At 67.8% G+C, this 22,769-nt stretch carries 24 protein-coding genes; 18 read left to right on the top strand and 6 right to left on the bottom strand.

The window, feature by feature from the left end; all coding sequences use genetic code 11:
- The first annotated feature begins 52 nt into the window (after window positions 1–52).
- The 3 genes from CES90_RS11160 to ygfZ are packed head-to-tail and all read left to right on the top strand — an operon-like array spanning window position 53 to window position 2,079.
- Window positions 53–628 carry an FABP family protein gene (locus tag CES90_RS11160; protein WP_149827420.1) on the top strand — a complete coding sequence of 192 codons (576 nt, stop codon included), beginning with the start codon at window positions 53–55 and terminating at the stop codon, window positions 626–628.
- A 16-nt stretch (window positions 629–644) separates the two neighbouring features.
- The gene (locus CES90_RS11155) at window positions 645–1,097 is read left to right on the top strand and encodes a Fur family transcriptional regulator (RefSeq protein ID WP_189784525.1); all 453 of its coding nucleotides are present in this window, start codon (window positions 645–647) and stop codon (window positions 1,095–1,097) included.
- Window positions 1,098–1,107: 10 nt separating this feature from the next.
- Complete coding sequence (ygfZ, locus tag CES90_RS11150; protein WP_189784526.1) at window positions 1,108–2,079, top strand: CAF17-like 4Fe-4S cluster assembly/insertion protein YgfZ; 972 nt, start codon at window positions 1,108–1,110, stop codon at window positions 2,077–2,079.
- A gap of 45 nt (window positions 2,080–2,124) precedes the next feature.
- Here the strand turns inward: ygfZ and dtd are convergent, their stop codons facing one another.
- On the bottom strand, window positions 2,125–2,550 hold the full coding sequence (dtd, locus tag CES90_RS11145) for a D-aminoacyl-tRNA deacylase (protein WP_189784616.1): 426 nt from the start codon (window positions 2,548–2,550) through the stop codon (window positions 2,125–2,127).
- Between the two features lie 217 nt (window positions 2,551–2,767).
- Between dtd and CES90_RS11140 the strand changes: the two genes are divergently transcribed.
- From CES90_RS11140 to CES90_RS11130, 3 genes are all read left to right on the top strand, one after another.
- A complete protein-coding gene (locus tag CES90_RS11140) occupies window positions 2,768–3,421 on the top strand; it encodes an RsiG family protein (protein ID WP_189784527.1) in 654 nt (217 codons plus the stop codon).
- Window positions 3,422–3,568: 147 nt separating this feature from the next.
- Entirely contained in the window at window positions 3,569–4,864 is a 1,296-nt protein-coding gene (locus CES90_RS11135; protein WP_189784528.1) for a GNAT family N-acetyltransferase, read from the top strand.
- 310 nt (window positions 4,865–5,174) lie between these two features.
- Window positions 5,175–6,092 carry a winged helix-turn-helix domain-containing protein gene (locus CES90_RS11130; RefSeq protein WP_189784529.1) on the top strand — a complete coding sequence of 306 codons (918 nt, stop codon included), beginning with the start codon at window positions 5,175–5,177 and terminating at the stop codon, window positions 6,090–6,092.
- A 42-nt stretch (window positions 6,093–6,134) separates the two neighbouring features.
- Here the strand turns inward: CES90_RS11130 and CES90_RS11125 are convergent, their stop codons facing one another.
- Window positions 6,135–6,323 carry a hypothetical protein gene (locus CES90_RS11125; protein ID WP_149827411.1) on the bottom strand — a complete coding sequence of 63 codons (189 nt, stop codon included), beginning with the start codon at window positions 6,321–6,323 and terminating at the stop codon, window positions 6,135–6,137.
- Between the two features lie 203 nt (window positions 6,324–6,526).
- Between CES90_RS11125 and CES90_RS11120 the strand changes: the two genes are divergently transcribed.
- From CES90_RS11120 to CES90_RS11110, 3 genes are all read left to right on the top strand, one after another.
- Window positions 6,527–7,417, top strand: a complete 891-nt coding sequence (locus CES90_RS11120; protein WP_189784530.1) for a GntR family transcriptional regulator — start codon at window positions 6,527–6,529, stop codon at window positions 7,415–7,417.
- 29 nt (window positions 7,418–7,446) lie between these two features.
- Window positions 7,447–8,154, top strand: coding sequence for an HAD family hydrolase (locus CES90_RS11115; RefSeq protein ID WP_229913994.1), 708 nt, complete (start codon window positions 7,447–7,449; stop codon window positions 8,152–8,154).
- 108 nt (window positions 8,155–8,262) lie between these two features.
- Window positions 8,263–9,132, top strand: coding sequence for a winged helix-turn-helix domain-containing protein (locus tag CES90_RS11110; protein WP_189784532.1), 870 nt, complete (start codon window positions 8,263–8,265; stop codon window positions 9,130–9,132).
- 22 nt (window positions 9,133–9,154) lie between these two features.
- On the opposite strand, the gene CES90_RS11105 is transcribed toward CES90_RS11110, so the two are convergent.
- Window positions 9,155–9,337 (bottom strand): hypothetical protein, encoded by a 183-nt coding sequence (locus tag CES90_RS11105; RefSeq protein WP_189784533.1) that lies wholly within the window; start codon window positions 9,335–9,337, stop codon window positions 9,155–9,157.
- Window positions 9,338–9,554: 217 nt separating this feature from the next.
- Between CES90_RS11105 and CES90_RS11100 the strand changes: the two genes are divergently transcribed.
- From CES90_RS11100 to CES90_RS11075, 6 genes are all read left to right on the top strand, one after another.
- A complete protein-coding gene (locus CES90_RS11100; protein WP_189784534.1) occupies window positions 9,555–10,373 on the top strand; it encodes a GntR family transcriptional regulator in 819 nt (272 codons plus the stop codon).
- 63 nt (window positions 10,374–10,436) lie between these two features.
- Window positions 10,437–11,636 carry an aminoglycoside phosphotransferase family protein gene (locus CES90_RS11095; RefSeq protein ID WP_189784535.1) on the top strand — a complete coding sequence of 400 codons (1,200 nt, stop codon included), beginning with the start codon at window positions 10,437–10,439 and terminating at the stop codon, window positions 11,634–11,636.
- Window positions 11,629–12,474, top strand: coding sequence for an HAD family hydrolase (locus tag CES90_RS11090; protein ID WP_229913995.1), 846 nt, complete (start codon window positions 11,629–11,631; stop codon window positions 12,472–12,474). Before CES90_RS11095 ends, CES90_RS11090 begins: the two co-directional genes overlap by 8 nt.
- On the top strand, window positions 12,419–13,486 hold the full coding sequence (locus tag CES90_RS11085; RefSeq protein ID WP_189784536.1) for a phosphotransferase: 1,068 nt from the start codon (window positions 12,419–12,421) through the stop codon (window positions 13,484–13,486). The genes CES90_RS11090 and CES90_RS11085 overlap by 56 nt, the downstream gene beginning before the upstream one ends.
- Window positions 13,487–13,507: 21 nt before the next feature.
- The gene (locus CES90_RS11080) at window positions 13,508–14,149 is read left to right on the top strand and encodes a TetR/AcrR family transcriptional regulator (RefSeq protein WP_189784537.1); all 642 of its coding nucleotides are present in this window, start codon (window positions 13,508–13,510) and stop codon (window positions 14,147–14,149) included.
- Window positions 14,150–14,190: 41 nt separating this feature from the next.
- Window positions 14,191–16,392: a HelD family protein gene (locus CES90_RS11075; RefSeq protein WP_189784538.1), complete on the top strand. Its 2,202-nt coding sequence runs from the start codon at window positions 14,191–14,193 to the stop codon at window positions 16,390–16,392.
- A gap of 195 nt (window positions 16,393–16,587) precedes the next feature.
- Here CES90_RS11075 and CES90_RS11070 read toward each other — a convergent pair whose 3' ends face one another.
- The 3 genes from CES90_RS11070 to CES90_RS11060 form a co-directional block, all read right to left on the bottom strand.
- Window positions 16,588–17,448, bottom strand: coding sequence for a nitroreductase/quinone reductase family protein (locus tag CES90_RS11070; protein ID WP_189784539.1), 861 nt, complete (start codon window positions 17,446–17,448; stop codon window positions 16,588–16,590).
- A gap of 462 nt (window positions 17,449–17,910) precedes the next feature.
- Window positions 17,911–18,195, bottom strand: a complete 285-nt coding sequence (locus CES90_RS11065; RefSeq protein ID WP_189784540.1) for a hypothetical protein — start codon at window positions 18,193–18,195, stop codon at window positions 17,911–17,913.
- The gene (locus CES90_RS11060; protein WP_189784541.1) at window positions 18,192–19,448 is read right to left on the bottom strand and encodes an ATP-grasp domain-containing protein; all 1,257 of its coding nucleotides are present in this window, start codon (window positions 19,446–19,448) and stop codon (window positions 18,192–18,194) included. The genes CES90_RS11065 and CES90_RS11060 overlap by 4 nt, the downstream gene beginning before the upstream one ends.
- A gap of 430 nt (window positions 19,449–19,878) precedes the next feature.
- Between CES90_RS11060 and CES90_RS11055 the strand changes: the two genes are divergently transcribed.
- The 3 genes from CES90_RS11055 (at window position 19,879) to CES90_RS11045 (ending at window position 22,683) form a co-directional block, all read left to right on the top strand.
- Entirely contained in the window at window positions 19,879–21,147 is a 1,269-nt protein-coding gene (locus CES90_RS11055) for an MFS transporter (protein WP_189784542.1), read from the top strand.
- 314 nt (window positions 21,148–21,461) lie between these two features.
- Window positions 21,462–21,656 (top strand): MbtH family protein, encoded by a 195-nt coding sequence (locus tag CES90_RS11050; RefSeq protein WP_229913996.1) that lies wholly within the window; start codon window positions 21,462–21,464, stop codon window positions 21,654–21,656.
- Between the two features lie 91 nt (window positions 21,657–21,747).
- Window positions 21,748–22,683 (top strand): ornithine carbamoyltransferase, encoded by a 936-nt coding sequence (locus CES90_RS11045; RefSeq protein ID WP_189784543.1) that lies wholly within the window; start codon window positions 21,748–21,750, stop codon window positions 22,681–22,683.
- Window positions 22,684–22,769: the final 86 nt, after the last annotated feature.

The following is a 22,769-nucleotide window of genomic DNA, read 5'->3' as shown; positions in this document are numbered from 1 at the left end:
GGCCAGCGCTGATCCCCGCCACCCACCGACGTACGAGACTTCTGAGCTGCTCATGATCGAGATCCCGTCCGACCTGCACAAGGACCTCGTCCCCCTCGCCTTCCTGCTCGGCAGCTGGGCGGGCGCGGGTGTCCACGACTTCCCCGGCGCCGAGAAGTGCAACTTCGGCCAGGAGGTCACCTTCTCCCACGACGGCCGGGACTTCCTGGAGTACCGCTCCCACACCTGGGTGCTGGACAAGGACGGCAACAAGCGTCGCCCGCTGGAGACCGAGTCCGGCTTCTGGCGAGTCGACGCCGACCGCAAGGTCGAGATCGTCATGACCCGTGACGACGGCGTCGTCGAGGTCTGGTACGGCGAGCTGGCCAAGCAGAAGCCGCAGATCGACCTGGTCACCGACGCCGTCGCGCGTACGGCGGCCTCCGGGCCCTACAGCGGTGGCAAGCGGCTGTACGGCTATGTGAACAGCGACCTGATGTGGGTCGGCGAGAAGGCCACGCCCGAGGTCGAGCTGCGCCCCTACATGTCCGCCCACCTGAAGAAGGTCGTCACCCCCGAGGACGTCGAGCGCTGGGCCAAGGCCCTCCCCGACGACATGCCGGACGACGGCATCGCCTTCTTCAAGTAGTTCTAGACTCTCTGGTGTGGTGAGCACCGACTGGAAGAGTGACCTCAGGCAGCGCGGGTACCGCTTGACCCCGCAGCGCCAGCTTGTCCTCGAAGCCGTGGACACCCTTGAGCACGCGACCCCCGACGACATCCTCGTGGAAGTGAGGAAGACGGCGTCGGGGGTCAACATTTCCACGGTCTACCGAACCTTGGAGCTCCTGGAGGAGCTGGGCCTGGTCAGCCACGCGCACCTGGGGCATGGGGCGCCGACGTACCACCTCGCCGACCGGCATCACCACATCCACCTGGTCTGCCGCGACTGCGAGAACGTCATCGAGGCCGATGTCGCGGTGGCCGCCGAGTTCACCGCGAAACTGCGGCAGACCTTCGGCTTCGACACCGACCTGAAGCACTTCGCGATCTTCGGGCGGTGCAAGGACTGCACGCTCAAGGCTTCAACTACCAAGGCCTCAACTACCGAGTCGTAGGCTTATACGTATGAAGAGCCCTCTGCTGTCCCTGCCCGGCGCGGTCCCCGCGGAGGGGGTGGACGAAGGTGTCGCCGCCCACTACGGCGACCTGTTCCGCGAACAGCGTGCCCTCGCCGACGGCATCGGATTCGTCGACCTCTCCCACCGGGGTGTCGTCACCGTTTCCGGCGAGGATCGGCTCAGCTGGCTGCATCTGCTGCTCACCCAGCACGTCAGCGACCTCCCTCCCGGGCAGGCCACCGAGGCGCTGGTCCTCTCCGCCAACGGGCACATCGAGCACGCGCTGTATCTCGTCGACGACGGCTCGACGGTCTGGGCCCATGTCGAGCCGGGCACGAGCACGCGGGAGGCGTTGCTCGCGTATCTGGAGTCGATGAAGTTCTTCTACCGGGTGGAGGTCGCCGACCGGACGGACGACTTCGCGGTCGTGCATCTTCCAGCCGGTTCGATCGCCGAGGCTCCGGAAGGTGTCGTCGTGCGCGAGACGCCGTACGGCCGTGATCTGTTCCTTCCGCGTGCCGACCTGGAGTCGTACGCCGAGCAGTACGGTCCGGCCGCGGGACTCCTCGCGTACGAGGCGCTGCGTGTCGAGCACCACCGGCCCCGGCTCGGCTTCGAGACCGACCACCGGACCATCCCGCACGAACTGGGCTGGATCGGCAGCGCGGTTCATCTCCAGAAGGGCTGCTACCGGGGCCAGGAGACCGTCGCCCGGGTCCAGAACCTCGGTAAGCCTCCGCGGCGGCTCGTCTTCCTCCACCTCGACGGCAGCGAGGTCCATCTTCCGGCGCGCGGTGCGGAGATCCGGCTCGCGGACGACGGCCCGGAAGGCCGCAAGATCGGCTTCATCACGACGTCCGTACGCCACCACGAACTGGGGCCGGTCGCCCTGGCCCTGGTCAAGCGCAACGTACCGGTGGACGCACGGCTGCTGGCCGACACGACGGCGGCGGCGCAGGAAGTGGTCGTCGAGCCGTAGTAGGTCCGCCGCGTCCTGGCTGCGGGCAGTCGTGCCCCGGGTGCGCTATGCCTCCAGCAGCACTGTGAACGGGCCGTCGTTCGTCAGGGACACCCGCATCTGGGCGCCGAAGCGGCCGGTGGCGACCGTTGCCCCCAGGGATCGCAGCTGGGCGACGACCTCGTCGACCAGCGGTTCGGCCACGTCGCCCGGGGCCGCCGCGTTCCAGGTGGGCCGGCGGCCCTTGCGTGCGTCGCCGTACAGCGTGAACTGGCTGATCACGAGCAGGGGCGCGTCGATGTCGCTGCATGACTTCTCGTCGTGCAGCATTCGCACGGACCACAGCTTGCGGGCGAGCTGCGCCGCCTTCTCCTTGGTGTCGTCGTGGGTCACCCCGACGAGGACGCACAGGCCCTCGCCCTCGATCGCCCCGACCGTCTCACCGTTCACGACGACGCTCGCACCGTCGACCCTCTGCACCACCGCACGCATGCCGACCATCATGCCGCCGCCGTCCATCGGCCGTACGCAAGGGGGTCCCCCTTACGGGGGTTTCGTGATCACCAGCGTTTGAGGAGTGCTTTGCCCGGTCTTTCTCATAGATCCACTACCGCCCATCTGGGGGTGGGTCGCGGTGACTCGGTCACATGGCGGCCACGGGGAGTGGCACGATGCTCACACACACCGGTCGAGGGGACGGTTGAGGCGTATGAGCACATCGAGTACCGGGCAGCCCCCGGGCACTGCCACGTTTACCCGCACGAGCCCGGGGTCCGGGCCCGCACCCGGACCCGGTGTCTGCCGGCCGCCGGTCCAGCGCACGGACAGCGGCCCGCTGCTGCCGCCCGACCAGCCCGAGCTCGATCTGTCCCGGCTGCGGCTGCCCGAGTTGCGCGGACTGCGCCGGGACGCCCAGCAGGACGAGGCCGACCTCAGCTATGTGCGGCGGCTGCTCCAGGGCCGTATCGACATCCTGCGGGCCGAGTTGGCGCGCAGGGGCGGGGCGGCGGAGTCGGTGGAGCCGGCGGGTGGGCGGGCGTCCGCGCTGGTCGATCGGCTCTCGGAGATCCTCACCGACGCCCCGGCCCGGCAGCGTTCGTCGGCCCGGCACGTCACCGTGGGCACCCCGCACGGGGAGGAGTACCGCCTGCTGGCCGCCGAGATGCTCGCCGAGGTCGAACTGTCCGACCTCGCCGCCCGCACCGACGACGAGCTCGGCACCGGTCTGGCCCGCCTCGTCCGCTACGAGCGGCAGGTCTCCGGCCGCCGCCGGCGACTCCAGCGCACGGCCGACGACTGCAGCGCCGAGATCGCCCGCCGGTACCGCGAGGGCGAGGCCCAGGTGGACGATCTGCTGACGTGAGGGGCGTCCGCGTCCCAGGCAGGCGCGTCCCAGGCAGGCGGGCAGGCGCCAAGTGACGAGCGCCCAGGGGGCCGTGCTGACGGCGGCCGTCCGTCGTCCCCGTAAAAGGGCGCGACACCCTGGGCATCGTCGTCCTAGCGTGTTGCCATGAGCCCCGCACAGGACCCCTCCGTACAGGACGCCTCCGTACCGGACTTCGCCCAGGACGTCGACGTACGTGCCATCACCGAGGAGGAGATTCCGGTCTGGCTCCGTGCGCTGGACGTCGGGTTCCTGCGTTCCCCGCAGTCCCTGTCCGCGCAGGAGCTCAAGGACCGCTCGTCCCACATCGTCCCGTCCCGTGCGCTGGGCGCCTTCGACGGTGATCGTTGTGTGGGGACGTTCCGTTCCTTCGCCCAGGAGTTGACCGCGGTCGGCGGCCGGACCGTCCCCGCCGACGCCATCTCGAACGTCACCGTCACCTCCACCCACCGCCGCCGGGGCATCCTCACCCGGATGATGGCCACGGACCTCACGGCCGCGAAGGAACGCGGTGACGTCGTCGCCACCCTGATCGCCGCCGAGTACCCGATCTACGGCCGCTACGGCTTCGGCCCCGCCACCTGGTCCACCGAGTGGACCATCGACGTACCCCGTACCGGCCTCGACCGGCGATGGTCCGGTCCGGCGGACGGCGGCCGTATCGACCTCGTCGACGGCGCGGACGTACGCAAACTCGGGCCCGAACTCCACGAGCGGCTCCGCCGCGCCCAGCCCGGCGCGGTCAGCCGCGACGAGCGCTGGTGGCGGATCAACACCGGTGATCTGCGCCTCGGTTCGTCATGGACCGATCCGTTCTACGCGGTGTACCGCTCGGCGGCCGGCGAGGTCGAGGGGATCGTCGCGTACGAGTCCGACGACAACTGGCACGACAAGCAGCCGCACAACACCGCCGACGTCAACTGGCTGATCACGACGACCCCGGCCGCCGAGCGCGCCCTGTGGCAGTACCTCTGCTCGATCGACTGGATCACCAAGGTCAAATCCGGCTGGCGGGCCCCCGACGATCTCCTCCCGCTCTACCTCCCCGACCCGCGTGCCGCCCGCGTCACCGCCCAGGCCGACTGGATGTGGGTGCGGATCCTGGATGTCGTACGTGCGCTGGAGGCTCGGTCGTACGCGGCGACCGGGACGCTCGTGCTCGATGTCGTCGACCGGGACGGGTTCGCCGGTGGGCGTTATCGGCTGGACGCCGGGCCCGACGGGGCGAGCTCTGTGCCGACCAGGGAGGACGCCGATCTCGTCCTGGACGCGGCGGATCTGGCGGTGCTGTGGCTGGGCGACGAGTCGGCGGTGCGGCTCGCCGCGCTCGGCCGGGTGCGGGAACAGCGGAAGGGCGCCGCCTCTGTCGCCGACGCCCTGCTGCGGACGTCCAGGCGCCCATGGTGCCCGGACATCTTCTGAGACTTGTGCTGGGACCTTTCCATGATGGTGTGCGGGTATCCGTAGCTATTCAGTTGTGGTTGTGGCTGCGCATTCAGTTGTGGCTGAACCATTCAGTTGTGACTGTGCGGACCGGTCGAACTCCCGGCTCCCCTCCGGAAGGGAGGTCGATCGGTCAGTCTGTGTGGCAGTTGCCAGAGTCACCAACCATCTGAAAGTTTGACCATGTCGTGAAAGTTGGCGACCAACTCCACCTTACTTATCTCCGCTTGGAGTCGTCTCATAACCACCTTCCCCTGAACTGCCCAAAGATGGCGCGAAGTTGTAGTGTTTGTTCGTGGAGCGGGAACGCACGGCCGTCGATGGACGGAAGTCGTCACAGCGGCCCCAGAGGTCACATCACGAGGTGGCCGACGTGTTGCGCAGCCGGATCCGGTCCGGTGAGCTGCGACCGGGGCAACGCATGCCCACCCAGGCCAAGTTGGCGGACGAGTTCGGGGTCGAGCGCGGGGCCGTACGCCAGGCGCTGCGCATCCTGCAGTCGGAGCACCTGCTCACCAACGTTTCCAAGGGAAGCCCGGCCACGGTGGCCCCACGCCTGGTAAAGCCCTCGACCGGCGGGCCCGGGGCGGTGCCGCGGCCCACGATGGTGGAGCTCGCGCCCCGTATATCCACCGCCTTCGCGGCCCCTCATGTGGAGATCGACGCCCTCTGCCTGACGTCTGTGTCCCTCACGCTCGCCGTGGGTGAGCCGTTGCGCGAGATTCACGCGGGGCGTATAAAACCGGCCAGGGTCGATGTGCGCGTGCTGCTGCCCAGCCGTGATATCGCGCTCGCCTTCCCGACGCCGGTCGACGCCTCACTCGACGGCCGGCTGCAGCGCCGCTGGCTGGCCCAGCGCAACGCCCAGGGGCAGGTCCTTCAGCACAACCTGCTGGCGTTACGGTCCACGCACGGCATCGACGTCCACGTCAGCTTCCGTGCGCTGCCCTTCACACCGCCGGTGAAGCTGTACCTCCTGAACGGCTCGGAGGCGCTCTTCGCGTACTACACCGTGCAGCGGAAGGAGGCGGAAGTGGACAGTGAGCAGCTGGAGATGTACGACGCCGAGGGCACCCAGTCCATGCTGTTCGCCTTCGAGCAGGGCGCGGCCTCGGCCTTACGGGACACGACCTTCGTGGAGCAGTCGTACCTCTGGTTCAACGCGTTGTGGGAGACCATCAGCTCGGAGCTGCTGCTCACGAGCTGATGACACCGATGACGCTGATGACACGGATGACGCTGATGGCCGTCATAGGGCGGGGCCGGCGAACACCAGCGCGAGGACGACCGCGCCGATGGAGCTGCAGGTGTGGTTCCTGGCCTTCAGGCCGATCGTGAGGAACAGCAGGCCGATAATTCCCATCGTGCCGTACTGCCACTCGACGAACCGCTGGAAGGCGACGACCGCGAGGGCGGAGAGAAGAGCGATGACGGGCATGGTGGTACCTCCTTCGGTCTGGCCGTGCTTGTGCCGGATGCACTTGCTGGTTGCCGCTACTTGCCAACGATCCGCGAGAGGAGGATGGACTTCCGCCAACTTCACCAAGTTGGCAACCAACTCAGTTTAAGTTGTTCCCACTTGGTCGATACTCATAACCACCTTCCCTTGAACTCCCCAAAGATGGACACGAGTTGTAGCGTTTGGTCGTGACCCAGGAGAACGTTGCAGTGAACGGCAACAGAAGGCTCTCGTCCCAGGAGATCGCCGACGCCCTGCGGGACCGCATCCGCAGTGGTGACCTCGTTCCCGGCGACCGTCTGCCCACCCAGGCCGAACTGGCGGAGGAGTTCGGCGTGGAGCGCGGCACGGTGCGTCAGGCCCTGCGCGCCCTGCAGAGCGACGGGTTGCTGAGCAATGTGAGCAAGGGGAGTCCGCCCAGGGTCGCCGAGACCACCCACACCACGAGCCACGATCCCCAGCCGACGATGGTGGGCCTCGCCTCGCGCCTGGCCGAGGCCTTCTCCACGCCGCACGTGCGCGTCGACGCGGCCTGCCACACCGCCGAGACCCTGATGCTGGCCCTCGGCGAACCGGTCCGCCTCATCCATGAGGGAACGATCCGCCCGGAATCCATCGACTTCCGCATCCTCCTCCCCTCCCGGAAGATCAACCTGGCCTTCCCGGTCCCGGTGGAGGGCCGGGGCGAGGACGACGAGGAGGACCCCGTCCACACGCGCTGGCTCGACCAGCGCAACGCCCAGGTCCGCGTCCTGCGCCACAACCTCGAGGCCCTGCGCACCTCCCACGGCCTCGACGTCCGCGTGACCTTCCGCGCCCTCCCCTTCACCCCGCCGGTCAAGCTCTACCTGCTCAACGGCCAGGAGGCCCTGATCGCCTACTACATGCTCATGAAGCGCGAGGAGCAGATGGACGGCGGCACCCTGGAGATGTACGACGCCTTCGGCACCCAGTCCCTCCTCTTCTCCTTCGAGAAGGGGGCCGGCCAACGCGACGCCGCCTTCGTCGAGCAGTCCCAGCAATGGTTCGACGCCCTCTGGGAAACAATCACCACGGACCTGACACTCTCCTAGTGACTCCTGATACAGCGCAGACTGAACCGGTGACAGCAGACACAGAGACCCTGCGAAGCCTGATCACCCCCGTCCGCTACGTGCTTTGGGATCTGGACGGGCCGATATGTCGGTTGTTCGCCGGGCATCCCGCGCATGAGGTGGCGAGGAACCTGGTGAAACTGATAGATGGGCGAGGGCTCGGTGGGCTGCTGACGGCCGAGGAACGCGGTACGACGGACTTCCAGGAAGTGCTGATCGGCCTCGGCAGCCGAGTCCCCATGAGCGACCTGATCGCCGACCTGGAGAAGTGGCTCACCGAGCAGGAGCTCATGGCCGTTGCCAAGGCGTATCCGACCCCGTACGCCGACCCGCTCATCAGGACCTGGTCGGGGCGGGCCCGCTTCGCCATCACGACCAACAACTCGGCGCTTGCCGCTTCCCGTTACCTCAAGACCCGAGGCCTCATCGACTGCTTCCCTTACATCTACGGTCGCACGCAGAACCTCGACCGCGTGAAGCCGGACCCCTACATCCTGCGCCAAGCACTGAACGCGATGGGCGCAGATCCCAAGCTCTCGCTGATGATCGGTGACGCCCCGACGGACTTCGAGGCGGCCCGGAAAGCAGGCGTCCCCTTCCTGGGCTACGCGCGCAACGAAAGGAAGCGTGCCTCACTGCTGGAAGCGGGCGTGGAGCTCCAACACATCGTGAACTCGTTGGAATCTGTGTTGACACTCCTCCGGGACCAGCACTGAGACGCTGCTCCGAGGACCCCGTCCTCGCACCGATGCGGTGAAGTTGGTTGCCAACCGTCCTAGAGTTGTCATGAGTTGGCGTGAGGTCGAGACCAGGGGTGCTAGGCGTTGAACGACGGCAAGAGGCTCTCGTCCACGGCGATAGCCGATCAGCTGCGCGAGCGCATCCAGTCCGGCCGGCTGCGACCAGGGCAACGCTTGCCCACCCAGGTCCAGTTGGCGGACGAGTTCGGGGTGCAGCGCGGGGCCGTACGACAGGCGCTGCGCATCCTGCAGTCGGAGCACCTGCTCACCAACGTTTCCAAGGGAAGCCCGCCTCGGGTGGCGGCACCGATACCGGCACCGGAGGAGCCGCGTCCCGCGCTGGTCGGACTGGCGCCGCGTCTGGAGGAGGCGTTCTCGGAGCCGGACGTGCGGATCGACGCCTCCTGCCTGACGGCCGAGACGCTGATGAGATCGATGCACGCCCCCTTGAACCTGATCGAGCGCAAGAAGGTGTCCCCGAAGTCGGTCAAGGTCCGCATCGTGCTGCCGCCGAGGGACCTGCGGCGGCACTATCCCGCGCCCGACGGGGGCTGGGGCCATGACGACGACGTGGACAGGGCCGTACACCAACGTTCCGTGGATCAGCACAAAAGGCAGGTCGCGTGGTTCGACGGACACTTCCACATGCTGCGCACCGCCTACCGGATCGACGCCAACGTGGAGTTCCGGGTGGGCGACGGCACGCCGTTCCACAAGCTCTACCTGCTCAATGACACCGAGGTCCTCTTCGGGCACTACGTCATCGGGACGAAGGAGGGGGAGGTGGAGGTCGACGGCGTCAGCCGGGACCTGCGGGACGCCTGGGGAACGGAGTCCCGGTTGTTCTCTTTCCGCCGCCAGTACGGTGCGCGGGACGAGCTGTTCGTCGAGGACACGAAGACGTGGTTCAACGCACTGTGGGAGACGCTGAGCCCCGATGTGAAGGACTCCTGAGCGGCGGACCGTGGACGGGCCGTCAGCTCGGCCTGAACAGGACGAACAGCAGCAGCATGCCGACCAATATGCAGGTTGCGTTGCGGGTCCGTACGCCGATGCCCAGCAGGCAGAGGCCTATGAACCCCATTGGTCCGAACTGCCAAGCGACCAGATACTGCAGGCCGATCCCTATCGCAACCAGCAGAAACTCGATCAAAAGCATGGTTCCCCATCCCCCGTTCTCCGGTCGGTCGAACCGATCTCAACCAATTGGACTGGTTGACTTGGAATGGATTTGCCCGTCATTGCTGATCGACTAACAGCTAGGCCAATCTGCTGCCGATTTGGCTAGAAGTGGTGTGCCGTCGAGGTGTGGGCGGTAGGTTCGCAGTGTGGTGACCTCAGACAGCGCGAGCAGTGGCGGCAAGGTGTTTCGCCGGGTGGAGGAGCGGCTGCGTGAGCTCCTGGCGGTGCGTCAGCCGGGTGACATCCTTCCGCCGCAGCGGGAGCTCGTCCTCATGTTCGATGTCTCTCGCTACACGGTGCAGAAAGTCCTGCAGAAACTCACCGATGAGGGCTGGATCGAGTCCCGCCAGGGCAGCGGCATAAGGGTGCTGAGGGTGCCGAGCGCGCCGGGTCCGCAGCCGCTCCCGGGGCAGCGTGGGTCGGTCATGCCCGGCCCGGTGTTCGCTAGGGCGTTCGATCGGCCCGAGGTGTTCCTCGACGTCTACTCGCTCACCTCCGAGTCGTTGTACGGCTATGTCCGGATGCAGGCCGATCGCATCGTGGCCGGGGAGATCGACACGGAGCGAGTGATCGTGCGCATGCTGCTGCCGTGGGAGGAGCAGCCTCTTGAATATCCCCGGGCCGTGGACCCCGGGGACCTCTGTGTCTGGGAACGCTGGCGCGCGACGGCTCGGCAGCAACAGGCGCAGATGCACTCTCTGTTGGAGCAGCTGTCCGAGCACATCGAGGTCTCGTTGCAGATCCGTAGGACCCCGATGACACCGGAGTTCAAGCTGTACGTGCTCAACAAATCCGAGATGCTCTGGGGCCCGTACAAGATCATCGAGCGGGAAATCCCGTTCGATGACGGCACGAAGGTTCTGTCGAAGGATGTCCTGGGCCTGGGTTCGCGCCTCTTCCATGAGGTGCGGGAGGAAGGTGATGACTCCCACAACTCCTCGTTCTTCAAGAGCATGCAGGATCGATTTGAGTCACACTGGGGCCATTTGGGTGTACCCAGTATGACGAGCTGACGGCGTTGTCCACATCGTGGTATGCGGTGAGCCGTTGCGCGAGACCCATTACTGTGTGCGCCCATGCCGCACCACCCGCCCCACCGAGCGCACCAGGCACTGGTACGCCCCTTCGCGGCGCTGCGGCGTCTCAGCCTCGGCGGCGAGGTGGTGACGGGCCATCACAACAACAACCGCATCGGCACCCTGGGGCAGCCGCTGGCCTTCCTGCTGGGCGCGGAATCCGGCCACGTTCTCGCCAAGTTCCGTATGCCCTTCGACGCGATCGAGGTGGTGCCGCGGATCTGGCCGCGCGAGTCCGAGGTCGTGCGAGCCGTGAGGGAGAAACTGAGTGAAGTCCCCGACTGTCTGGCGGACTTCGGGACATGGTCGGTGCACTCCTATGTGCCGGGCCGGGCACTGTCCGACGTGGTTCCCGAGGGGCGGATCGGCGGGAGCCGGCTGGCGGCTCTGGCGAGGGCATTCGCGGCCCTGCCCGACGTACCGCTGAGCAGTCTGCCGAAGCTACCGCCCCATTGGCCGGAGGACGGTGACAGCCTGGGCTTCCTTGGCTGGCTGGCCCGCTTCACGGAGGAACGGGTGCACCAGGTCAACCGGGCACGCTTCGGAGAGCTGTTCCACGCGGTCGGCATCCCGCACAACGCCATGGAACGGTTCCTGTCGTTCGTGCCGGGGCTGACCGGACGACCGTTCTCGCTTCTGCACACCGACGTTCATCGGGCCAACGTGGTGGCGTCCTGGGGGCCCGACGGTGAGCGGTTGTTCCTCATCGACTGGGAACTCGCCATGTACGGGGACCCGTTGCACGACTTGGCGACCCACCTGGTCCGGATGGGCTACGACAAGACGGAACACGAACTGATGGTCGATATGTGGGTCGCCGAGATGCGTCGCGCCGGCCATGCGGCGGCGACCGCTGACATGGGCCGTGACCTGCCTCATTACCTCGGCTTCGAATACGCCCAGTCGGTGTATCCCGACGTGATTCGTGCGGCCGTGGGGCTGCCTGCCCGCCCCACGGGGAGGGACTTCAACCAGGCCGCCGATCGTGTGTGCCGGGCGATGTCACGGGCCAGGGAGCCGCTGAACCTGGTGGACCGTCCGCCGTTGGACCGGCCCACGGCCGAAGAGGCGCTGCGGCAGTGGCACAGGAAGGACCGCGCGGCGGCGGCCGAAGCCGCGGAAAGCGCGACGGAAGGCCCGGGGGAATCGGACAGCCCGGAGACGGCCGGGCGGGCGGAGTGTCTGGAGCGGCATGGTTGACAACCTCGATGACACCGGCGAGATCGACGATGACACCGGCGAGATCGACGATGACACCGGCGAGATCGACGAAGCGTGGGACATGCTCGCGTCCGCGCGCGGTGTCCTGTTCGACTTCGACGGGCCGATCTGCCGACTGTTTCCCGACGGGTCGTCGCGGGGCGTGGCCGACGGACTCCGCGAGCTCGTGGCCGAGCACGACCTGTCGGACGTACTGACGGAACAGGCGCGGACGGACAAGGACCCGCATGTGGTGCTGCGGACCGTGCACGGGGCACGAGAGGGCAGAGATCTCAAGGAACTGGTCGAGCGGCTCGAGACGCAGACGACCGTCGGCGAGCTCGCCGCGGCCGAGAAGGCGTCGTACACACGCAAGTCGCACACGCCCGACGCGGATCGCCTCATCCGGCTCCTGGCCGGCATGGGGGCACGCCTTGCCGTCGTCACCAACAACGCGGAGTCCGCGGCTGATTGCTACCTTCGGGCCAGGGGCTTGCGCGAGCACTTCGCGTACATCCACGGCCGGACCACCAATCCCGACCTCATGAAGCCACATCCCGACGTCGTCCTGCGGGCTCTGCGCAGCCTCACGCTTCCCGCGCGGGAAGCCGTCATGATCGGGGACACGCCGACGGACGTGGAGGCCGCAGCCATGGCAGGTGTTCGGTTCATCGGATACGGGCGCAATGCCGAGAAGCGGACGCGATTGCGTCGTGCGGGGGCGAAGGTCGTGCTCGGGTCGTACGCTCCGTTGCTCGGTCGGGCGCGGGAGGGGGGCGCGGATGAGTCCAGAGCCTGCTTCGTCGGCGAGGGCGCGAGCCGCGGAGCTGTCGGCTGACAACGGCGTCGAAGGGCCGTTCAAGAGCCATCACCACGAGACGTACGTCATTCCGCTGCCCGGTTGCGATGGGGGACGCGGTCTGCGGGTGAAGGTCCGGGCGCCGCGCGACAACGTCATCTGGTTCGACCGGAGGTCCTTCGTCTCCGAGGAAGAGCTCCTCCGCGCTCTCTCCGGGCGGGTCGCGCGGGTGCCCGACGTCATCGACATCGACGTGTTCGGCACGGGATTCCAGCGGTACATCGAGGGGCGGACCCTGGGATCCGTGTATCGCGCAGGACGGGCGATTCCCGGTGCCTGCGAGGACCAACTGATCGAGACCTTCGGTCAGATGGCCAGGATGGACGGCCGCGACCTGCCCGTCCGGCGCCGCTGCGATCTGGCGGACGGGGTGGATGAAGGCGACAGCGCAGGGTTCCTGGACAGGCTGGTCCACTTCGCCGAGGAGCGGGTGTACAGGGGGAACATGCCGCTGTTCGGAGACCTCTTCCATTCCCTCGGGATCGACGGGGACGCGTTCAAACAGCTTCGGAACTGGGTTCCAGGCCTGTCCTCGCGGCCCTTTCACTTCCTCCACGGTGACCTGCACCGAGAGAACCTGATCCTCGACTCCGAGAAACGTGTGTGGGTCATCGACTGGGAACTGGCCATGCTGGGCGACCCGCTGTACGACCTCGCCACCCACCTTCACCTGATGCGCTACCCCGCCGTGCAGGCACGGCGAGTGACGGACCGCTGGGCGTACACCGTCGAAAGCGTCCGTTGCGGGGCCTCCCGCCACTGGGAACGTGACCTGCCGCTCGTCATCGATTTCAAGCTGGCGCAATCCGTCTTCACGGACGTGATCAGAAGCGCCATGGCTGTCGCGGAGGGAGACTCCGTCCTGTGGGTCGCGCGTCGGCTGCGAAACGTCCTCATCGCGGGCGCCCGGCCCCTTGCACTGGAGCAGGTGCCGTCATGGGCGCAGGTCGCGGCCGCGCTGCAACGATGGCGTCTCTCCGCATGCCTCTGATCTGTGCGTAGGCTCGCCGTCATGAGCGAGATCGGGCTGCGGGAGCGCAAGAGGCGGCGGATGTACGAGACGGTGTCGGAGGTCGCTGTCCGGCTGTTCGTCGAGAAGGGGTTCGATGCCGTCTCCGTGGCGGAGGTCGCCGCGGCCGCTGAGATTTCCAAGCCGACCCTCTTTCGGTACTTCCCGGCGAAGGAGGATCTCGTGCTGTACCGGATCGCCGATCACGAGACCGAGTCCGCGCGCGTCGTGGCGGGGCGGGCCGAGGGGGAGTCGGTGGTGGGCGCGGTGCGGGCGCATTTCCTGGCGGGGCTGGCTCGGCGGGATCCCGTCACCGGGCTCAATGACGATCCTCGGGTGCTCGCGTTCTATCGGATGCTGTACGGGGCGCCGTCGCTGGTCGCGCGGTTGTACGGCCATCTGGAGCGGGCGGAGGCGGCGCTCGCCGAGGTGCTGGGCGGGGGCCTCGACGCGCGGGTCGCCGCCGCGCAGATCGTGGCCGTACGGCGGGTGCTGGCGGAGGAGAACTGGCGGCGGATGGAGCGGGGGGAGCGGGCGGGCGAGGTCGAGGGGGACGCCGTTGCCGCTGCAGCGCGGGTGTTCGGGCGGCTTGAGGAAGGGCTCGGGTGGCTTCCAGGAGCGTCCACCCTGAGTGAAACTCGGTAAAATATTTAACTCGGTTGCGTTATTTCGCTACGCTCGGTGGAATGACGTCTCCCGAACCGGTTCTCCGGCATGCCCTGATCCGTGAGTGCACCTACCACGACACCTGCCGTGCCGCCTTCGCCGCCATGGTCGAAGGGGCGGGTGAACGGGTCGTCGTAGGCGAGGACGTCTCGGCCTCGGGGGCCGACGCCGAGGTACTCGGGTATCAACTGCGCAGCAATGCCAAGGAGTTGCGGGAGCTGTCGGAGGGGCCGCTGTTCTTCGGGCGCCTCGACTTCGCCGACGGCACGGGCAGCGGCCACACGGACACCGGTCACCTGGATGCCGACCACGCCGGGCAGAGTTACCACATCGGTCGGCTGCGCATCAGCGAGCAGCCGGCCTTGCCGCCCCTCGTCGTGGACTGGCGTGCGCCCGTGTCCCGTGCCTTCTACCAGGCGAGCGTCCGTGATCCACGGGGCGTGGCCGTCCGGCGCCGGTTCGGCTGGGCGCCGGGCAGCCGGGGTGACTCCGCCGACCTCACCGGGATGGAGGACGAGCACCTGGGCCAGGGTGAGCAGGGTGGGCACGATGAGCAAGGCGGGCACGGTGTGCACGGTGGGCGCGATGAGCGTGGCGGGCACGAGGGGCACGATGAGCCTGGCGGGCACGGAGGTCCGGCCACCAGTCGGCTTCTCGTCGCCGAGATCGAGCGGCCCCGCGTCGGTCCCATGCGCGACATCGCCGCCACCATCCAGCCGGACCAGGACGACCTGGTCCGCGCGGATCTCACCACCTCCGTCTGTGTCCAGGGCGCCCCGGGAACCGGCAAGACGGTGGTCGGGCTGCACCGCGCCGCGTACCTTCTCTACACGTACCCGCAGCGCATCCGCCGCGGCGGTCTGCTGATCCTCGGCCCCAACCGGACCTTCCTCTCCTACATCGCGGAGGTCCTCCCGGCGCTCGGCGAGACCGGTGTGCGCCAGTCGACCGTCACGGAGGAGATCGCCCGGCAGCCGGTCACCGCCGAGGACGACGAACGCGCCGCCACCGTCAAGCACGACGCCCGGATGGCCGAGGTACTCCGCCGGGCCCTGTACACCGGCGTCGACCAGCCCACGGCCCACCCCGACTCCCTTGTCGTGCGGGACGGTTCGTACCGCTGGCGGGTGCCCGGTGACGCGCTCCGGCGGATCGTGGCGGACGTACGGGCGGAGCAACCGGAACCGCCGTACGACGTCGGCCGGGAGCGGGTTCGGACGCGGGTCGTACGGCTGCTGCAGCGGCAGGCCGAGCTGCGGGCGGGGCCGCGCACCAACGCCTGGGTGCAGCGGATTTCCCGGTCGTGGCCGGTGGGGGAGTACGTCGACGCCGTATGGCCGCGAGTGCGGCCGGAGGAGGTCGTGGCGCGGCTGCTCGGCGATCCGGACGCGCTCGCCGGCGCGGCGGAGGGCGTGCTCGACGCGGACGAGCAGAAGGCCGTGTCGTGGGTGAAGGCGCCGCGTACGTGGCGGTCCGCGCGCTGGTCGGCCGCCGACCTCGTCCTCCTCGACGAGGTGGCCGGGCTGCTCCGGCACCCCGAGGGCTACGGCCACGTCGTCGTCGACGAGGCCCAGGACCTCTCCCCGATGGAGTGCCGCGCGATCGGGCGCCGGGCCGCGTTCGGTTCTGTGACGGTCCTGGGTGACCTGGCGCAGGGGACGACCCCGTGGGCCGCCCGCGACTGGCCCCGTCTCCTCGCGCACCTGGGGAAACCGGACGCCGCGGTGGTGCCTTTGACCACCGGCTTCCGGGTGCCGCAGGCCGTCGTACAGCTGGCCAATCGGTTACTGGAGCGGTTGGGCGTGGATGTGCCCGCGGCTCGATCGCTGCGGCGGGACGGGGAGTTGGGGATTCGGCGCGTGGGGGGTGGTGGGATCTGCGTGGATGCGGAGGCTGTCGTGGGTGAGACGGTCGCCGTGGTGCGTGACGCGCTCGCGCGCGAGGGGTCGGTCGGGGTCATCGCGGCCGACGCCGATGTCGTACGACTGCGGAACGCGCTCGACGAGGCCGGTGTCGCGGTGGGCGGGCCGGACGAAGTCGGGGCGCGGGTCGTGGTGTTGGGGGCGGGGGTGGCGAAAGGGCTGGAGTACGACCATGTCGTGGTCGTCGAGCCGGCGGCGATCGTGGCGGCCGAGACGCGGGGGTTGCACCGGCTGTACGTCGCGCTCACGCGCGCGGTGTCGCGCCTGGATGTGGTGCATGCGTGTGCTCTGCCGTGGTGACGAGGTGACGAGGGGGAGTGGGGGAGGGATGGGATGGGTGTTACCTGACGGTCGCGGAGTCATGACCGGGTGCGCACCTTGGGGGTCGGTGCTGTGATTACGGTCAGGGGTGTGCCGGTGAGCGGCGTAACGCACGAGCCCGATCTCCCTCCCCCCAGGGGGCTCGTCCGCCGCTCACCGGTTGGTCTTTGTCGCTCAGGTCGTGGTCGTGGCGGCGTCCAGGGTCGGGATCAGCTGCTCCTCCTCGTACGCGAGATGAGCCTCCAACCGCGCGATGAGCCTGTCGACTTCGGGGAGTACGGCGACGGGGTCGGTGTCGTCGGCCGTCACGACCCGGCGGAGGTCCTCGACGAGGGCGGCGATCTGCTCGTGCTCCTCCTGGAGGCGGCCGAGTGTGGGGGACAGTTCCGGGTGGCGGTCGGCAAGGAACGGGAACAGCATGGTGTCCTCGCCGGTGTGGTGGTTGTGCAGGCCCTGGCAGAAGGTGAGGCAGTTGATGCGGAGCTGGGCGCCGAGAGTGGGTTTGCCGTTGCTGTCGGTCAACTCCCTCCTGATCAGGGCGAGTTCACGACGGAAGGCGTCGTGCACGACCTTGATGGCCTTGCCCATGGAGCCGGCGTTGATGTTCGGCGGGCCGGCCTTGGGGAGCTCTCGCAGGGCGACGACCGGGATCGTACGGTCCGTCTTCGCCTGGTACTCGGCCCATCCCGGCTCCGCCTCGACCGCCCGCGCGAACGCCCGGTCCCGCTCCTCGCCGGCCAGCACGACGGCCTCGGCCTCGTAGGTGAACACCCCGCTCTCGATGGTGACTCGGGGGGTGGCGACGACGTTCCGGTACCAGTCGGGGTGCTTGGGTGATCCACCCGCCGACGCGATGACCAGGATCGTGCCGTCGCCGCCGTCGGGGAGGTAGCCGAGGGGAGTGGTGTGCGGGCTGCCGGTACGGGCACCGGTCGTGGTCAGGAGGATGAGCCGGGCGCCCTCGAAATAGCCGCCGACTTCGCCGTGGTTGGCGCGGAATTCCTCGATGATCTGCTGATTGAAGGGGTTGGGCATTCTCTGCTTTCTGTGGCTGTTTTCGTGTTTTCGGGCAGGGGTGATCGCCGCAGCGCGTTGCAGACGGAAGGGGACGCAGCACGTCGAGTGCGGAGTGCGGAGTGCCGAGCGCAGAATGCGGAGCGCGGAATTCGGCACAGCGGGTTGCCGATGGGCAGGCAGGCAACATCGCACGTCACACGTGCATGTCGCAGCTGCACGCCACACGTCGCGGTGCGGTGGTGAAATGGTCAACGCGCGCGAAAGAAAGCGAAGTATCGCGAAGAAACGGTGATTGGCGCGCGGCGCTTCAACAGGCGGACCCCTGGCCCGCCCCGACCTCACTCGGAGGCCGGGCAACCAATCCGCTCACGGCACAAGGCCGACCCGGCAGTCATGAGGGCAACGGTAATGGAGAGACCGGGCGCGGGCAATGCGGTATTCGGACGAAGGGTATTCCTTTGCGGTCGGGGAGTGTCCGGCTCAATCCTCGCCGGGGCGGGGCCCGATGGCGGTCGCGGCCGAGCGAGCGAAGCCGGCGCCGAAGTTGCCGCTGAATTCGCTGTCGTACGGGTGGGTTTCGTGATCGCCCGCGGAGTGTGCGACGGCCGGATCCGAGGCCACGGCCGACAGCGCCGCCACCGCCTGTAGTTCCTCCACACACGCCAACAGGGTCTCGTCGTCCTCCCCCAGGAAGTACCCCTGCCGGATCGAATCCCAGTCGTCGATCAGCTCCTCTACGTTCAAGCCGTGCAAACGGGGGCTCACAGGAGATCCTCCTGGTCGGCGGGGTGGCGGGCGATGAAGTCGAGTCCCGCGATGGCCTGCCTGGCCAGTTCCAGGGCCTTCTGAGCCGTGTCGGCATGAGCGCGCGCGTGCGCCAGGCGGGAGAAGCTGTTCTGGAGGCCGCTGAGCCGGGTGCCCGGCTTGCCGAGCACGGTCAGGGTCACCTCCGCCGGATGGTCGGCGTCGGCCCCGGTCACTTCGACCAGCGTGCCGGACGAGGGAGCGCCCGCGAACCAGATCGCCTCGCACCGTGGCGTGCGCTCGGGGTCCGCAAGCGTGGCTCGCACGCCAGGGAGCACTGTTTCGCCGAGTGCTTGGCGCAGTTGGCATTCGATCATGTCCACGCCGGTGGCATCGGTGACCATGTTCCAGAGCTCGTCGCCACCCGTGCGCAGATGGGTCTCGATGACCCTGGGGCCGGCGGGAGTCAGGATGATCTCGGTGTGGGTCGGCCCGAACTCCACCTCAAGTGCGTTCAGTGTCCCGATGACATGGCCCTCGATCGCGGCCCTCTGCGCCGGCTCCAGCAGGGCCGGCAGTACATGTCCCAGTTCGACCAGCGAGACCGGGTCGGAGTACTTGCGGGTGACGGCCAGGACGATGTGTTCTCCCTTCTCCGAGAAGGCCTCCACGCTGTACTGATCACCGGTCAGGAACTCCTCGACGGTCACCTCCGAGCCCGTACCGATCCCACTGGCCCGCAGGAAGGCGGATTCGGCCTCTTCCGGCGTGCGCAGTACGGAGACCCCCTTGCTCGCCGCTCCGTCCACGGGCTTCACCACGCAGGGATAGCCGTGCTCGGAGGCGAACTCCTTCACCATCTCGGCGCTGTCGACGACGGCGGAGGCCGTGGCTTCGACCCCGCTCTCGGCGAGTCGCCGCCGCATCGCGTGCTTGTTCCGGATGAGTTCGACGACCTCCGGGCTGTGCGCCTCCAGGCCCAGTTCCCGCGCCACCATGGCAGCTTGAGGGCGGCAGTCGTCGTAGAAGGAACCGACCCGGGTCACCGGGTGCATCGCGTGGACGGAGCGGGCCATGGCCAGCCACTCGCTGTCGGGGGCGTCGGGATGTAACACGATGACACGGGCGTGCTCGTCGGTGTCGTCCATCTTCTCCAGGTGCTCGGGCCAGCACATCACCGAAGTGACCACCTCGGCACCCGAGTTCGCGCCGACGGCCCGCATGCGTTGCGGGATGTCGTATCCGACGCCGAAAACGAGGACGTGTTCAGGCACGGGGGAACTCCTTCTTGGAGACATCGGGGGACGAGAAGGCTTGAAGGATCGGGAGAACAAGGGCTCAGGAAGGCCACTGCGTCCGCGCACCGCTCGTGAGATCGGGGCCATGGCCTGCGCGTGCTGCCCCGCCAAAGGGCCATACGTACGAGAGAAGTTGGGGAGCGTGGGCCGTTGAGATCTTCGCCAGGGGCGTCGAGGGTGTCAAGAAAACAACTCGCAGTAGCGGTCGGCTACACATAACCTGGCCGAGCCACGGGATCTTGAAACGTGTGGCGGACGGGGGCCCCAGGCCGCACCACTTGCCGGTCATCCCCTGTTCACCGACGTCCCACCTGCCGCTGGGGACTTCCGCGTACGAGCGCCGTGGAGGCGATCCTTCCACGGTGCTCCGACGGCTGCGCTGTCCGCAGCAGACACAAGGAGCACAGTGATCAAAGGACTGATCCCACCGCCCGGCGCACCTCGGGTCCTGGCGCTTGCCCAACTGGTCTGCCGGACCGGCGATGGCGCGTACTACATATGCGCCGCCCTGTTCTTCACACGGATCGTGGGGATCTCACCGGTGAAGATGGGGCTCGGGCTGACGATCGCCTGGTCGGTGGCGCTGGTGCTGAGTGTGCCGCTGGGCCATCTCGCGGACCGCAAGGGACCGCGGAGCACCGCTGTCGCCCTGTTCGTCTGCGCGGGCCTGGCCATCGCCTCCTACCTGTTCGTGTCCTCGTTCGCCCTGTTCCTCGTCGGCGCGTGCGCGTACGCGGTGTCGCAGCGCGGCGGATCGGCGGCCCAGCAGGCGCTGTTGGCCGGCCTGGTCTCCGACGGAGAGGTCACCAAGGTGCGCGCCTATGTGCAGTCCAGCTATAACGCGGGGCTCGCCGTGGGGTCCGCGCTCGGCGGAGTCGCCCTCCTGGTGGACCGGCGCGAGGCGTACTACGCGGTCTTCGCGCTCAACGCCCTGGCCTTCTTCGCGGCCGCGTTCGTACTCAGCCGAGTGCCGGAGGTGCCGCCCGCGCCGACGGTCGAGGCCGCGGCGCACGGCGGGGCAGCGTCGGTGCTCAAGGACCGGCCCTATGTGGTCGTCAGCGTGCTGAACACGCTGTTGCTGCTGCACATCCCGTTGGTGGACATCGCCCTGCCTCTGTGGATCGCCCAGCACACGGCGGCGCCCGTCTGGCTGCTGTCCCTGATGTTCATGCTCAACACCGTCTCCGTGGTGCTCTTCCAGGTCCGTGTCTCCCGTGGCGTTACCGGGCTGCACAGCGCCACCCGTCACATCTTCGTGGGCAGTGTCCTGCTGGGGCTGGGATGTGTGGTCTTCGCCCTGACCAGTGTCGGCAGTTCGGCCTGGGTGGCCGGTGTCCTGCTTCTCGTCGCCGTGGCGATCCAGGCGCTGGGAGAGATGATGCAGGCGGCGGGTTCCTGGGAGGTCAGCTTCGGCCTCGCGCCGGCCGGGAAGCACGGCCAGTACCAGGCGTTCTTCGGGAACGGCACCACGGTCGCCGAGATGGTCGGACCGCTGCTGCTCACCGGCCTGATCGTCTACTGGGGGGTGCCTGGCTGGCTCCTGCTCGGGGCCCTCTTCATCGTCGTGGCAGCGCTCATGCGACCCGCGGTCCGCTGGGGCGAGCGCGTCCGTGACTCGGGGTCGCCGACTCCGGTGAAGCTGGACAGCACCATCGACGGTGCCATCGGGAGTTGAAGGCAAAACGGTCCTGTCCCTCGTGCAAGTGTGACTCTTGTCACGGTGACATAGCGTGCATGTAACGACCCTGTATCGGGGTGAAGTGTCCAGAAATCAAGGATCACCCCGTGTTGTCGAGTGGTCGCATTCCGGCCACCTGGCGCGATGAGTGCGCATGGAAGCGCTTCACCTTTCAGGGGTGGTGTGCGAGTATTTCGATCAGCGAGAGCGGTTGATTGAATAGCCAGATCATGCTTCATCCTCGGTTTACGTGTTGTTTGCACAGCGGGTGGACCCGCAGCCGAGGGACTCATTTAGGGGGAACGGCAAAGGTGCTCACACATCGCGTCGTCGTTAATCACGAAGAGCAGTACTCCATCTGGCCAACGAATATGAAACTGCCAGCGGGATGGGATCCCGAGGGATTTGAAGGAAGCCGCCAGGAATGCCTGGCGAGGATTGACCAGGTGTGGACGGACATGCGGCCCGCCTCGGTCAGGCGTCTGGTGGATGCCTCCCGGCCCTGACTGGGCCACCACTGGAGAACATCCACCCTTTCCACCGGCGCGGCCGACGATCTCGGACGCGGCGGCCCTCATTACGCTGGAGTGGCACACCATGAACGCTGGTGCGGTACGGCACCTCATTTCCACGCACGACCTGACCGACGGCGAGCTGACCTCGCTCGTCGAGCGCGGGGCCGAGTTCTCCTCGGGTTCCCTGCGCGGCGGCGACCAACTGTCCGGCCTGGTCGCCGGGATCCACTTCCTGAAGACCTCCACCCGCACCCGTACGTCGTTCTCGGCGGCGGCGCTGCGACTGGGCGCGCAGATCGTGTCCTTCGGGCCGGACGACCTGCAGACCAACACGGGCGAGACCCTCGAGGACACGGCCGAGGTCCTCTCCAGAATGCTGGACCTGCTCGTCGTGCGGACCGCCGGCGACCCCGCTGACCTGCGTGTCCTGGCCGGCCAGCAGAGAATGGCCGTGATCAACGCGATGACGGCCGACGAACACCCCACGCAGGCCGTGGCCGATCTCGTCACCTTGCTGTGCCGCTTCGGACGGATCGAGGGCCTGCGCGTCTGTTACGTGGGCGAGGGCAACAACACGGCGGCGGCGCTGGCCCTGACACTGAGCAGGTTCAAGGGCGTCCATCTGGAACTGCGCACCCCGCCCGGCTACGGCCTTGAGGCCTCGGTGCTGCGCGACGCGGTGGCCCATGCCTCGAACAGCGGAGCGACCGTGGTGGAGTTCCACACCATGGACGGTGCCGCCGACGGGTTCGACGTCATCTACACCACCCGATGGCAGACGACGGGCACGAACAAGCCGGATCCCGACTGGCGGAATGTCTTCGCGCCTTTCCAGGTCACTTCTGCGCTCTGGGACAAGAGCCCCCATGCCGTTTTCCTGCACGATCTGCCCGCCCATCGCGGCGAGGACGTGACCGCCGAGGTACTGGACGGCCCGCACAGCCTGGCTTTCGGTCAGGCCGAGAACAAGATGTACGCCGCGATGGCCGTTCTGGAGTGGTGCGCCAACCGGCGCTGACCCCTCCTCGGTTCCTTTCTTTCTTGAGATCGGTTCCTTTTTCCTGAGAGCGTCGGCGGGAATTTATCAATCCTGCCGACGGCTTT

Source organism: Streptomyces capitiformicae, from assembly GCF_002214185.1.
Classification (GTDB): Bacteria; Actinomycetota; Actinomycetes; order Streptomycetales; family Streptomycetaceae; genus Streptomyces; species Streptomyces capitiformicae.
Note: the sequence above shows the minus strand (reverse complement) of the source record. Positions and strands in the feature narration are given on the sequence as shown.